The organism is Pseudomonas sp. S36, from assembly GCF_016647875.1.
In the GTDB taxonomy this organism is placed as follows: Bacteria; Pseudomonadota; Gammaproteobacteria; order Pseudomonadales; family Pseudomonadaceae; genus Aquipseudomonas; species Aquipseudomonas parafulva.
The window spans coordinates 63,200-76,718 of sequence record NZ_JACVVG010000015.1 but is presented as its reverse complement, the minus strand read 5'-3'; the positions used below and the strand labels follow the sequence as shown (position 1 = coordinate 76,718).

Annotated in this window: 10 protein-coding genes and 1 tRNA gene; 9 read left to right on the top strand and 2 right to left on the bottom strand. The window is 63.8% G+C overall.

The window, feature by feature from the left end; genetic code table 11:
• Window positions 1–9: 9 nt before the first annotated feature.
• The 8 genes from IAE36_RS11095 to IAE36_RS11060 all read left to right on the top strand — a co-directional run bounded on the left by IAE36_RS11095 (window position 10) and on the right by IAE36_RS11060 (window position 9,996).
• Entirely contained in the window at window positions 10–561 is a 552-nt protein-coding gene (locus IAE36_RS11095) for a single-stranded DNA-binding protein (RefSeq protein ID WP_028633073.1), read from the top strand.
• Window positions 562–807: 246 nt separating this feature from the next.
• Window positions 808–3,876, top strand: a complete 3,069-nt coding sequence (gene fdnG, locus IAE36_RS11090; protein WP_201212413.1) for a formate dehydrogenase-N subunit alpha — start codon at window positions 808–810, stop codon at window positions 3,874–3,876.
• Window positions 3,876–4,826, top strand: coding sequence for a formate dehydrogenase subunit beta (gene fdxH / locus IAE36_RS11085; protein WP_201212410.1), 951 nt, complete (start codon window positions 3,876–3,878; stop codon window positions 4,824–4,826). Before fdnG ends, fdxH begins: the two co-directional genes overlap by 1 nt.
• Entirely contained in the window at window positions 4,823–5,479 is a 657-nt protein-coding gene (locus IAE36_RS11080; protein ID WP_060482349.1) for a formate dehydrogenase subunit gamma, read from the top strand. Before fdxH ends, IAE36_RS11080 begins: the two co-directional genes overlap by 4 nt.
• Window positions 5,480–5,483: 4 nt before the next feature.
• The gene (gene fdhE, locus IAE36_RS11075; protein WP_201162798.1) at window positions 5,484–6,410 is read left to right on the top strand and encodes a formate dehydrogenase accessory protein FdhE; all 927 of its coding nucleotides are present in this window, start codon (window positions 5,484–5,486) and stop codon (window positions 6,408–6,410) included.
• A gap of 137 nt (window positions 6,411–6,547) precedes the next feature.
• On the top strand, window positions 6,548–7,975 hold the full coding sequence (gene selA / locus IAE36_RS11070; protein ID WP_201212408.1) for an L-seryl-tRNA(Sec) selenium transferase: 1,428 nt from the start codon (window positions 6,548–6,550) through the stop codon (window positions 7,973–7,975).
• Complete coding sequence (gene selB / locus IAE36_RS11065) at window positions 7,972–9,894, top strand: selenocysteine-specific translation elongation factor (protein ID WP_201212423.1); 1,923 nt, start codon at window positions 7,972–7,974, stop codon at window positions 9,892–9,894. Before selA ends, selB begins: the two co-directional genes overlap by 4 nt.
• Window positions 9,895–9,900: 6 nt before the next feature.
• Window positions 9,901–9,996, top strand: a tRNA-Sec gene (locus IAE36_RS11060).
• A 3-nt stretch (window positions 9,997–9,999) separates the two neighbouring features.
• Here the strand turns inward: IAE36_RS11060 and IAE36_RS11055 are convergent.
• Entirely contained in the window at window positions 10,000–10,986 is a 987-nt protein-coding gene (locus IAE36_RS11055) for an asparaginase (RefSeq protein WP_201212406.1), read from the bottom strand.
• Window positions 10,987–11,058: 72 nt separating this feature from the next.
• Window positions 11,059–12,501, bottom strand: a complete 1,443-nt coding sequence (locus tag IAE36_RS11050) for an alanine/glycine:cation symporter family protein (RefSeq protein WP_201212404.1) — start codon at window positions 12,499–12,501, stop codon at window positions 11,059–11,061.
• A 178-nt stretch (window positions 12,502–12,679) separates the two neighbouring features.
• Here IAE36_RS11050 and IAE36_RS11045 point away from each other — a divergent pair, with 178 nt between their 5' ends.
• Complete coding sequence (locus IAE36_RS11045) at window positions 12,680–13,489, top strand: helix-turn-helix domain-containing protein (RefSeq protein WP_060482346.1); 810 nt, start codon at window positions 12,680–12,682, stop codon at window positions 13,487–13,489.
• The last annotated feature ends 30 nt before the right edge of the window (window positions 13,490–13,519 follow it).

The following is a 13,519-nucleotide window of genomic DNA, read 5'->3' as shown; positions in this document are numbered from 1 at the left end:
GAGAACGTTATGGCCCGTGGGGTTAACAAAGTCATTCTGGTCGGCACCTGTGGCCAGGATCCCGAAGTCCGCTACCTGCCCAACGGTAACGCCGTGACCAACCTGAGCCTGGCTACCAGCGAGCAGTGGACCGACAAGCAGTCGGGCCAGAAGGTCGAGCGTACCGAGTGGCACCGTGTGTCGCTGTTCGGCAAGGTTGCCGAGATTGCCGGCGAATACCTGCGCAAAGGCTCGCAGTGCTACATCGAAGGCAAGCTGCAGACCCGCGAGTGGGAAAAGGACGGCATCAAGCGTTACACCACCGAAATCATTGTCGACATCAACGGCACCATGCAACTGCTCGGCGGTCGCCCGCAGAACCAGCAGCAAGGCGGTGATCCGTACAATCAGGGTGGTGGCAACTATGGTGGCGGCCAGCCGCAGCAGCAATACAACCAGGCCCCCCGCCAGCAGGCCCCGCGCCCGCAGCCGCAACAGCAGCAACGCCCGGCACCGCAGCAGCAGCCTGCCCAGCAGCCGGCCGCAGACTTTGACAGCTTTGATGACGATATTCCGTTCTGATCGAACGGCACGCGTTCAGCAAGACCAGAAACCCAGGGCAGTTGCTCTGGGTTTTTTTTACCCACATCAACAGCGACAACTCGGCGATCAGCCACGGCTGGCGATTTATCTGGTTGTGACACGCATCACCGCACTTTCACGTTTTCTTGCTAGTCTTAACCATTGGTGACCTTTAAAAGTCGCCACCGTGACTACCAAGAGGCGCCGGCCATGATCCGCGCGTCCAAACCTGATCAGGAGTGCACGATGGATCTCAACCGTCGGCAATTCTTCAAGGTCGCCGCCGTCGGCCTTGGAGGCTCGAGTCTCGCGGCGTTGGGTATGGCCCCGACGCCTGCGTTTGCCGAGCAGGTGCGTCATTTCAAACTGACGCACACCAAAGAAACCCGTAACACCTGCCCCTACTGTTCGGTCGGCTGCGGCCTGATCATGTACAGCCAGGGTGATGCGGGCAAGAACGTCAAGCAGAGCATCATCCACATCGAAGGCGATGCCGATCACCCGGTGAACCGCGGCACCTTGTGTCCCAAAGGCGCCGGTCTGCTGGACTTCATCCACAGCGAGAGCCGTCTCAAGTACCCCGAGGTCCGCAAGCCGGGCAGCAATGAATGGGTACGGGTCAGCTGGGATGAAGCGCTCGACCGGGTCGCTGGCCTGATGAAAGAAGACCGCGACGCCAACTTCATCGAAAAGAACGCCCAGGGGCAAACGGTCAACCGTTGGCTAACCACCGGCTTTCTCGCTGCATCGGCCGCCTCCAGCGAGGCTGGCTACCTGACCCACAAGGTCGTCCGCGCTACAGGCATGCTGGGGTTCGATAACCAAGCACGTGTCTGACATGGCCCGACGGTGGCAAGTCTTGCCCCGACGTACGGCCGTGGCGCCATGACCAACCATTGGTCAGATATCGCCAACGCGAATCTGGTCCTTGTGATGGGTGGCAACGCAGCAGAAGCGCATCCTTGCGGCTTCAAATGGGTGACCGAGGCCAAAGCGCACAACAAGGCGCGGCTGATCGTGGTCGACCCGAGGTTTACCCGTACCGCTTCGGTAGCCGATTACTATGCGCCGATCCGTACCGGTACCGACATCGCGTTCATGGGCGGGTTGATCAACTACCTGCTTAGCAACGACAAGATTCAGCACGAGTACGTGCGCAACTACACCGACGTGTCGTTCATCGTCAAAGATACCTATGGCTTCGAAGACGGGCTGTTCAGCGGCTACGACGAAAGCATGCGCATCTATGCCGACAAATCCGGCTGGGGTTACGAACTAGGTGACGACGGTTTTGCCAAGGTCGACCCGACCCTGCAGCACCCGCGTTGCGTGTTCCAGCTGATGAAGCAGCACTACAGCCGCTACACCCCTGAACTGGCGAGCATGACCTGTGGCATGCCCCAGGACGCGATGATGAAGGTATGGGAAGAAATTGCCACGTGCTCGGCACCCGGCAAGACCATGACCATCCTCTACGCATTGGGCTGGACGCAGCATTCGATTGGTGCGCAGATCATCCGCAGTGCGGCCATGGTGCAACTGCTGCTGGGTAACGTGGGCATGCCGGGGGGCGGGGTCAACGCGCTGCGTGGCCACTCCAACATCCAGGGGCTGACTGACCTGGGGCTGCTGTCCAACTCGCTGCCCGGCTACCTCACCCTGGCTGGCGATGCCGAACAGGACTACACCGCGTACATCGACAAGCGCGCGTCCAAGCCGCTGCGCCCTGGGCAACTGTCGTACTGGCAGAACTACGGCAAATTCCACGTCAGCCTGATGAAGGCCTGGTATGGCCCGAATGCCACCGCCGAGAACAACTGGGGCTACGACTGGCTGCCCAAGCTCGACGTGCCGGCCTACGACGTGCTGCGCATGTTCGAGATGATGAGCCAGGGCAAGGTCAACGGCTACATGTGCCAGGGCTTCAACCCGATCGCCGCGCTGCCGGACAAGAACCGCGTCACCGCCGCATTGGCCAAGCTCAAGTGGCTGGTAGTGATGGACCCGCTGGCGACCGAGACGTCCGAGTTCTGGCGCAACGCGGGGCCATACAATGACGTGGACACGGCCAACATCCAGACCGAAGTGATCCGCCTGCCCACCACCTGCTTCGCCGAGGAAGACGGCTCGCTGGTCAACAGTAGCCGCTGGTTGCAGTGGCACTGGAAAGGCGCCGATGGCCCGGGCGAAACCCGCACCGATGTGCAGATCATGAGCGAGCTGTTCCTGCGCATGCGCCAGCGCTACCAGAAAGAGGGCGGGGCTTACCCCGACCCGCTGCTGAACATCCACTGGCCGTACAAGATCGCCGATGAACCATCCCCCGAGGAACTGGCCAAGGAGATGAACGGCTGGGCAGTAACGGACCTCACCGACCCGACCGGCGCCGCCATCAAGGCTGGCCAGCAGCTCTCTGGTTTCGGCCAGCTCAAGGACGACGGCAGTACTGCGTCCGGCTGCTGGATCTTCGCTGGGTGCTGGACCGAGCAGGGCAACCAGATGGCTCGCCGCGACAACAGCGACCCCTACGGTATGCACCAGGTGCAGAACTGGGCGTGGGCGTGGCCTGCCAACCGCCGCATCCTCTACAACCGCGCCTCCAGCGACCCGCAGGGCAAGCCTTGGGACCCGGAGAAAAAACGCCTGGTGTGGTGGAATGGCAAGGCCTGGGGCGGTACTGACGTGCCGGACTTCAAGGTGGACTCGCCGCCGGAGGCGGGCATGAACCCGTTCATCATGAACCCCGAGGGCGTGGCGCGTTTCTTTGCCATCGACAAGATGGCCGAAGGGCCGTTCCCTGAGCACTATGAACCGTTCGAGACGCCCATTGGCATCAACCCGCTGCACCCGAACAACAAGAAGGTGATCAGCAACCCTGCCGGGCGCATCTTCGATTCGGTGTGGGAAACCCTCGGTACCCACGACGAGTTCCCGTATGCGGCCACCACCTACCGGCTGACCGAGCACTTCCACTTCTGGAGCAAGCATTGCCGGCTAAACGCCATTGCCCAGCCCGAGCAGTTTGTCGAAATTGGCGAAGTACTGGCTAACGAGAAAGGCATCAAAGCCGGCGACCGGGTACGGGTGTCGAGCAAGCGCGGGCATATTGACGCGGTGGCGGTGGTGACCAAGCGGATACGCCCGTTGCAGGTGAACAACCAGACCGTGCACCAGATCGGTATCCCGTTGCACTGGGGCTTCACCGGGGCGACCCGCCACGGGTACCTGACCAACACCTTGGTGCCGTTCCTGGGCGATGGTAATACCCAGACACCAGAGTCCAAGTCGTTCCTCGTCAAAGTGGAGAAACGCTGATGGCCAGCCAAGACATCATTGCCCGCTCGGCCACCACCACCGTGCCGCCTTCGGTGCGCCAGCAGGAGCAGGTCGCCAAGCTGATCGACACCACCAAGTGCATCGGCTGCAAGGCCTGCCAGGTGGCGTGCTCGGAGTGGAACGAGCTGCGCGACGAGGTGGGGCACAACCACGGCACCTACGACAACCCGCAGGACCTCAGTGCCGAAACCTGGACGTTGATGCGCTTCACCGAGCATGAGCGCGACGATGGCAACCTGGAGTGGCTGATCCGCAAGGATGGCTGCATGCACTGTGCAGAGCCAGGCTGCCTGAAGGCGTGCCCCAGCCCGGGGGCGATCATCAAGCACGCCAACGGTATCGTCGACTTCAACCAGGACCATTGCATTGGCTGCGGCTACTGCATCACTGGCTGCCCGTTCAACATCCCGCGCATCTCGCAGAAGGACCACAAGGCCTACAAGTGCACCCTGTGTTCGGACCGCGTGAGCGTAGGGCTGGAACCTGCCTGCGTGAAAACCTGCCCGACCGGCGCAATCGTGTTCGGCACCAAGGACGAGATGAAGGTGCATGCCGACGAGCGCATCGTCGACCTGAAGTCACGGGGTTACGACAAGGCCGGGCTGTACGACCCGGATGGCGTCGGCGGTACCCATGTGATGTACGTGCTGCACCACGCCGATACGCCCAAGCTGTATGCCGGCCTGCCGGACCAGCCGGTGATCAGCCCGCTGGTAGGGCTGTGGAAGGGCTTCACCAAGCCATTGGCGCTGTTGGCCATGGGGGCTGCGGTGCTGGCCGGGTTCTTCCACTACGTGCGCATCGGGCCTCAGCGGGTGGAGGAGGATGAACACCCGACCCCGCCTGATGACAGCGTGCATCAGGTGGACCCGGCAGTGCATGTGTACGACCTGACCAAGCCCGGTGGGCAAGGGGAGCAGCGGCCATGAACCACAACAAACCCATCCTGCGCTACAACGCCAACGAGCGCACCAACCACTGGGTGGTGGCGATCCTGTTCTTCATGGCTGGGCTGTCCGGGCTGGCGCTGTTCCACCCGGCGCTGTTCTGGCTCAGCAACCTGTTCGGCGGTGGGCCGTGGACGCGTATCCTGCACCCGTTCCTGGGCGTCGCGATGTTCGTGTTCTTCCTTGGCCTGGTGATTCGCTTCTGGCGCGCCAACTTCATCACCGCCAACGACCGGCTATGGTTGCGGCGCGTGGACCGGGTGATGCGCAACCAGGAGGATGGCGTGCCCCCGATCGGCAAGTACAACGCCGGCCAGAAGCTGCTGTTCTGGACGCTGCTGGTGTGCATGTTGATTCTACTGGTCAGTGGCGTGGTGATCTGGCGTGCCTACTTCAGCCAGTATTTCGGCATTGGCGCCATACGCCTGGCTACCTTGCTGCATGCCCTGGCGGCCTTCGTGCTGGTGCTCAGCATCATCGTGCACATCTACGCAGGCATCTGGATCAAAGGCTCGGTTGGCGCCATGCTGCACGGCTGGGTAAGCCGCGCCTGGGCGCGCAAGCACCATGAGTTGTGGTACCGCGAAGTGACGGGTGACAAGACGCCGTCCGATCACCGCAGAAAAGAAGGATGAACGCTTGAGCAGCATACTCGAACCCGGGCAGATCGAAGCGTCGGCGGTCATGCCGCCGTTTCTGCACGTGCCGCCGGCCAACCTGTTCGCCTTGCGCGCCGCCCGCCTGGAGCGCCTGGCTGAAGGCAACCCGCTGCGCCGCTACCTGCTGTTGGTGGCACGGCTGTGCCGCATTCAGCAGCAGCTTGTGGACAACCCACCCTCTGCACTGCCTGTTGCCGAGGACCGTCAGCGCTTGTGTATAAGCCACGGCTTGCCGCCCTTGGCGGCTGACAGCCTGGTTCGCGAAGGGGCCTGGCTGGCATGGTTGCAGGCGCTGTTGGGCCATTTCGACGAGCCTGCCGATAGCCCGCTGGGTGCAGCGGTGCAGCTGCTGCGCAGCAGTGATGACAACCAGCGCAAGGGCTGGGGCATCGCCTTGCTCTCGGGGCAGTACGATGCGGTGCCGGCGGCCTTGGTGCCGTTCATGGGGGCTGCCTTGCAAGCGGCATGGTCCAGCTGGCTGCTGGCGTTGCCCGGCACCGAGCTCAAGCCTGCCGCCAGCCTGGCCCAGTGCCCGGCCTGTGGCTCGCCGGCCATGGCTGGGGTGGTGCGCAACCGCGGCAAGCACAATGGCCTGCGCTACCTGGCCTGCTCGCTGTGTGCCTGTGAATGGCACGTGGTGCGCGTCAAATGCGTGTACTGCGAGTCGAGCAAGGGCCTGCGCTACACCACCCTCGACGACGACCGCCACGCCCCGGGCAAGGCGCCGTTGCGCGCGGAGTGCTGCCCAGGCTGCAACAGTTACCTCAAGCAGCATTACCTGGAAAACGACGCGGCGGCTGAGCCACTGGCTGACGACCTGGCAACGCTGGCGCTGGACATGTGCCTGGACCAGGAAGGCTTCCATCGCCTGGCGCCGAACCTGATGCTTGCCCCAGGTCAGGGGTAGAGTGTCTACACTGTAAGACCGAGTCGCCTGCATCGTCGGCAAGCCGGCTCCCACAGGGGTACAAAAAAAGCCTGTGGGGCCCGCTTGCCGGCGACAAAGGCCAGTACCGCAAACGGACCAGCCCAGGGTAGTACCGCATGTCCCTCAGCTTAGCCAGCGACACCCCACGCCTGCCTTCCATCGATACACTGCTGCGTCACCCCGCCTGCCACCCGCTGATCGACCGCCACGGCCGCGACGCCGTCCTGGCCACCTTGCGTCAACTGCTCGACGACCTGCGCGAGCCGGCCCGCACTGGCGAACTCAGCGCCCCCGAGTTGGCTGGCGAAGTGCTGCTGGGCCGTGCCGGGGAGCGGCTGGCCATCCAGCAACGCAGCCAGGTTCGCCGGGTATTCAACCTCACCGGCACCGTGCTGCACACCAACCTCGGCCGGGCGCTGCTGCCTGAAGAGGCCATCGAGGCCATGCACACGGCGGCGCGCTACCCGCTGAACCTGGAGTTCGACCTGGCCACCGGCAAGCGCGGCGACCGTGATGACCTGGTCGAGGGGCTGGTGCGCGAGCTGACCGGTGCCGAAGCCGTCACCGTGGTCAACAACAACGCGGCGGCGGTCATGCTGGCTTTGAACAGTCTGGGCGCGCGCAAGGAAGGCATTATCTCCCGGGGTGAACTGATCGAGATTGGCGGCGCCTTCCGCATCCCCGACATCATGGCCCGTGCCGGGGTCAAGCTGCACGAAATCGGTACCACCAACCGTACCCACGGCCGCGACTACGAGGCCGCTATCGGCCCGCGTACCGGTTTGCTGATGCGCGTGCATTGCAGCAACTACAGCATCCAGGGCTTCACCCACCAGGTGCCCACCGCCGAGCTGGCGCGCATCGCCCGTCAGCACCAGTTGCCACTGCTCGAAGACCTTGGCAGCGGTAGCCTGCTGGACCTCACGCGCTGGGGCCTGCCGGCCGAGCCCACCGTTCGCCAGGCCCTGGCTGACGGCGCTGATATCGTTACCTTCAGCGGTGACAAACTGCTGGGTGGGCCACAAGCCGGCATTATCGTTGGCCGCAAGGACCTGATCGCCCGTATCAAGAAAAACCCGCTCAAGCGTGCCCTGCGCGTCGACAAGATCACCCTTGCCGCGCTCGAAGCAGTGCTGGCCCTGTACCGCAACCCCGACCGGTTGGCCGAACGCCTGCCCAGCCTGCAGTTGCTTACCCGTAGCCAAACGGATATCCAGGCGCAGGCCGAACGCCTGGCACCCGAGCTCAAGGCCCGCCTGGGTGAACAGTGGGCCGTGAGCGTGCAACCTGCCCTGGGCATGATCGGCAGTGGCAGCCAGCCAGTGGCACGCCTGCCCAGCGCCGCGTTGTGCGTGCGCCCGCTGGTGCCCAAGCGGTTGCGCGGGCGCAGCCTGCATACGTTGGAGCGTGCACTGCGCGAGCTGCCAGTGCCGGTCATTGGCCGCATTGACGATGACGCCTTGTGGCTCGACCTGCGCCAACTGGACGACGAGCCTCAGTGGTTGGCGCAGTTGCCCGGCCTGCACGTGGGGCCGGTGCAGTGATCGTTGGCACAGCCGGCCACATCGACCATGGCAAGACTGCCTTGCTGCAGGCGCTTACCGGCCAGGCCGGCGACCATCGCCAGGAAGAACGGGCACGGGGCATGACCATCGACCTTGGCTACCGCTACGCGGCGCTGGCCGAGGGCGCGCCGCTGACGGGCTTTATCGACGTGCCGGGTCACGAGCGTTTCATCCACAACATGCTGGCCGGTGCCCACGGCATCGACCTGGTGCTGTTGGTGGTGGCGGCAGACGACGGGGTCATGCCGCAGACCCGCGAGCACCTGGCGATCATCCAGCTGCTGGGCATCCCCCAGGCCCTGGTGGCGATCAGCAAAAGTGACCGTGTCGAACCTGAGCGCCTGGCGCAGGTGCAGGTGCAGGTCGGCGAGCTGCTGGCGCCAGGGCCCTATGCCGGCGCGCAGCAGTTTGCAGTGTCGAGTATCACCGGGGCAGGGGTGGAGGCGCTGCGTCAGGCCTTGGTGATGGCGGGGCGTGATGTACAACGCCGCAGTGTGGCCGGCGGTTTTCGCCTGGCGGTAGACCGCGCCTTCGCCGTCACCGGTGCCGGTGTGGTGGTAACCGGTACCGCATTGGCCGGGCAGGTAAGGGCTGGCGATACGCTGTTGCTGGGCAAGGCCGGCAAACCGGTACGCGTGCGCGGGTTACACGCGCAGAACCAGCCAGCGCTGGTGGCAGAAGCGGGGCAGCGGGTGGCGCTGAATATCGCTGCCGAGCGCCTGGCGGTGGAGCACGTGCGCCGGGGCGACTGGCTGGTGCCCCAGTGGCTGCATGCGCCCAGTGTAAGGGTAGACATCGAGCTGCACTTGCTACCGGGCGAGGGGCGGGTATTCGAACATTTCAATGCTGTGCACGTGCACCTGGGCACTCAGGATGTAACTGCCAGGGTTGCCCTGCTGGAAGGGCCAAGCCTTGCCCCAGGCCAGCGCATGTTCGCCCAGTTGTTGCTGAACGCACCCCTGCAGGCTGTGCATGGCGACCGCCTGGTGCTACGTGACCAGCGTGCCCAGCACACCCTGGGCGGGGGCAGGGTGCTCGACCCGTTCGCCCCCAGCCGGCAGCGCCGCAGTGAACAGCGCCTGCAACAGTTGCAGGTGCTGCGTGATGCGCCAGGGCTTGAGCAGGCGCTGCCAGGGCTGCTGGCCAGTGCCGTCGGTGGCATCGACCCCCAGCGCCTGGAGCGGCAATTCAATCGCCTGCGCAATACCTGGGCATTACCCGAGGATGTCCAGGTGATCGCCACACGGCAGGGGCAGTTGTTGTTCGCCAACGCCCAATGGCAGGCACTGCGGCAAGAACTGCTCAGCCAGCTGGCGCTGTTTCACGTACAGGAGCCCGACCAGCTTGGCCCCGACCGCGACCGGCTAAGGCGCTTTGCAGCCATGCCCCTTGAGCGCCCGGCCTTCGTCAGCCTAGTGGATGAGCTGTTGGCGCAGGGCGACCTGGCCAGCAGCGGGGCCTGGCTGCACCTGCCGGATCACAAGGTTCAGCTGAGCGACGCAGACACGGCGTTATGGGCGCGCTTGCAGCCCCGGCTGCTGGCAGGGCTGTACGACCCGCCCTGGGTCAGGACACTGGCGAGTGAAGAAAACTGCGCCGAAGCTGACGTCCGCCTGCTGCTGCGCAAGTTGGCCCGGTTAGGGCTGGTGCACCAGGTGGTGCGAGACCTGTTCTACCCGCAAGCCACGCTGGAGCGCATGGCAGAGCTGTTGCAGAGCCACATCGATGCCACGCCGGTAGTGCAGGTTGCGGCGTTTCGCGATATGTTGGGCATCGGTCGCAAGCGCAGTGTGCAGATTCTGGAGTATTTCGACCGTATCGGCCTGACCCGCAGGGTGGCCGACCAGCGCCACATTCGCGCTGACAGCGCCCTGGCCCAGCAGCAGGCCAGGCACTGACTCAAAGGAAGGCAATCGCGCCCGGTGGCGCGGCCGGGCTTCAAACCCGGTTGGGGACGGCATCCGTTCCCGGGCAGGTTCGACTCCCGCTGCCTTCCGCCACTTTTACCGCTCCCCGCACAACTCCAGGGCAAACCACTGCTCGGCCTCGTCGACGTTCAGGCCAGCGCCCAGCAGGGCGAACATCTTGGCCAGCGCAGCTTCGCGGGTCATGCCGCCGCCACTCACCAACCCCGCACCACGCAGGCGATTACCTGCGGCGTAGGTGTCGAACACCACATCGCCTTCCGGGCACTGGCTGATGGCTGCCAGCAGCACGCCGCGCTGGCGCGCGTCACGCAGGGTGTCCAGCAGCGCCTGGTCATCCGATGGCCCGGTGCCGCTGCCGTAGCATTCCAGCAGAACGCCTTGCACGCCGCTGGCCAGCAGCCCCTGCACGTGAGCGGCCTGCAGGCCTGGGAACACCGGTACCACCGCCAGGTTTACCGGCTGGCGAGGGTGGCGGTAGGTCAATGCAGCGGGCAGTTCTGCTGCGCGCTCGCTGTGGCGATGACGGGGCAGCGCCGCGAACGCATCGAAGGCCTCGCTGCGCAGCTTCGAGGCGTGGCAACCGTGCAGCAGGCGGCCATGGAAGTAGAGCTGTACGCCGGCTTCAAGGCCCTGTTCGAACTGTTGCAACGCACCGCACAGGTTACCCCAGGCATCGCTGTCGGGGGCCCCTGCTGGCAGCATCGAGCCGGTCAGCAGCACCGGCACCGGCAGGCCCAGCAGCAGGAACGAAAGCGCCGCAGCACTGTAGGCCAGGGTATCGGTGCCATGCAGCACCAGCACACCATCATGGCCGGCCACTTCCACCGCCTGCACGATGGCATCGCGCATGGCCAGCCAGTTGTGTTGCTGCATGTTGGCGCTGTCGAGCAGCGGGTTCAGTTCCTGCAAGGTCCACTGGACCTTGGGCGCGTCGGCCATCAGGGCGAAGTGGTCACGCATGCGGGCATCGAAACCGCCAGCGGGGGCCAGGCCCTCGGGGGTTTCAAGCATGCCGATGGTGCCACCGGTGTAGAGCACGAGGAGGTTCTTGACTGCACGCATGGAGAGCATCCGTAGCGGTGAGCGGAGAAAGAAAAGCCGCCCGCGAACGGGGCGGCTTGGCACGGCAGGGTATCAGCGCTGCAGTTCGGCCTGGCCGACTGCTTTGTCAGAAGCTGTGTCCACCTGCGGGTTGGTAGGCCATGCGTTGCGGTCCAGGTCCAGGTCGGCGAACTTGGCCGAGTCGAACACTGGCTGCTTGATACCCGCCTTGCGCTGGGTATCGTAGTCGCGCATTACGCGCAGGCCGACCTTGAACAGCAGGGCCAGGGCCATCAGGTTGACGAAGGCCAGGCAGGTCATGGTGATGTCGGCGAAGGCAAACACGGTCGACAGGTCCTGCATCGAACCCCATACCACCAGGGCCAGTACCAGTACCCGGAACACCATCAGCACTGCGCGGTTGCGGCTCAGGAACTGCAGGCTGTTTTCGCCCAGGTAGTAGTTGTAGAGGATGCAGGTGAACACGAACAGCGACAGCGCCACGCTGACGAAGATGCGGCCCCAGTCACCGACCACGGCGGCCAGCGAGTTCTGGGTCAGCACGATACCGTCACCTTCGAAGCCCGGGGTGTAGAAACCCGACAGCAGAATCAGCAGGGCGGTGCAGGTGCAGATCACGAAGGTATCGAGGAACACGCTGAACGCCTGCACCACGCCTTGCGCACCTGGGTGCTTGACGGCAGCCACCGCGGCCACGTTAGGCGCACTGCCCAGGCCCGCCTCGTTGGCGAACACGCCGCGCTTCACGCCCATGACGATGGCACTGCCCAGCAGGCCGCCAAAGGCAGGATCGAGGCCGAAGGCGCTCTTGAAGATGGTTTCGAGCATGGCGGGCACGTGTTCGATCTGGGTGCCGATCACGTACAGGGTCACGCCGATGTAGGCCAGGGTCTTGATCGGTACCAGCAGGTCGGACACCGCCGCGATGCGCTTGATGCCACCGATGAAGGTGATGGCCAGCAGTACCGCCAGCACGATACCGGTGTGGCGCGGATCGAAGTTGAAGGCGTTCTGCAGCGAGTGGGTCACGGTGTACGACTGCAGCCCGATGAAGGCGAAGCCGTAGGTGACCAGCAGCAGGATCGAGAACACGATCGCCATGCCCTTGTATTTCAGGCCATGCTGGATGTAGTAGGCCGGGCCACCGCGGTACAGGCCATCGCCATCGGCGCGCTTGTACACCTGGGCCAGGGTACATTCGAAGAAGCTGCTGGACATGCCCACCAGAGCGGTCACCCACATCCAGAACACGGCACCAGGGCCGCCCAGGGTTACAGCGATACCAACACCTGCGATGTTACCGGCGCCAACGCGGCCGGCGAGGCTCAGCATCAGGGCCTGGAAGGAGCTCAGTTGGCCTGCCTGGCCACGCAGCGATTCCTTGAACACACCGAACATGTGTGCAAAGTGGCGGAACTGGACGAATCGGGAACGGATGGTGAAGTAGCTACCCAGCCCCACGATCAGCACGATGAGAAGTTTCCCCGAGAGGAAATCGTTGATTACTTCGAGCATTGGAAAATGACCTCGATTCTTATTCTTCGTGTGGAAAGACCAGCGGACGGCAGGCGCACCGCTATTCGTTGGGGCGCATGGTTGGCCATGACAAGAGTGGTTACAATTTCGCGGGTTGCTCACACTTGATGCGACTTGATGCTACAATTGCGCCATTCGCGTCATCCGGGTTTTGCACATGAGCGATCATTTCGCTACCAATCTGAAGCTGGCTTGCAGCCACTACCGCTCTATTTCCGAAGTTTGCCGGCAGCTGTCGATCAACCGGGCCCAGTTCAACAAATATCTGAGCGGGCAGAGCCGTCCGACGGCTTACAACCTCAAACGCATCGGTGACTTCTTCGGGGTCGAGGATTACGAGCTCAACCTGCCTGCCGAGCAGTTCTCGCGCCTGATCGGTGCGCGCGTCTCAACCCTCGTCGAGCAACCTGACGACCCGATCAGCGAGTTGTTCCGGCCGCTGCATGAACACGCTGGCAACCTGTCGCGCTATTGCGGTTACTACTTCGAGTATTCCAACTGCATGTCGGTGCCGGGCACCATCCTGGTGTCGTTGGTGCACCTGTGGGAGGAGCGCGGGCGCTTTCTGTTCGAACGCCAGGAACGTCAGGAGCGCTCCACCGCCACCGACCAGCACGCCGAAGTGCGCTGCCGCTACCTGGGCGCCGCGTTCCAGTTGCAGGACCGGGTGTTTCTCATCGACTACGAGTCGCTGACCTACAACGAGATGAGTCAGACCATCCTGATTCCCAGTTTCAAGAGCCGCATCACGCGCCTCAATGGGCTGAAGTCGGGCGTGTCCAGCGGAGACCGCCGCAACCCTGCGTGTACGCGGGTGGTGTGGGAGTACCTGGGGCAGGAGATCAACCGCATCAACGCCTATCGCCAGGTCAAACTGTACCGCCCAGACGACCCGCGTATAGATGACGATGTACGGGAGCGGCTGAGTGTCGGCCCTCTGCGTAACAGTCTGTTTGAAATCGAGTAAACGGCCATCTGTACAGCGCGTTCGGTAGAG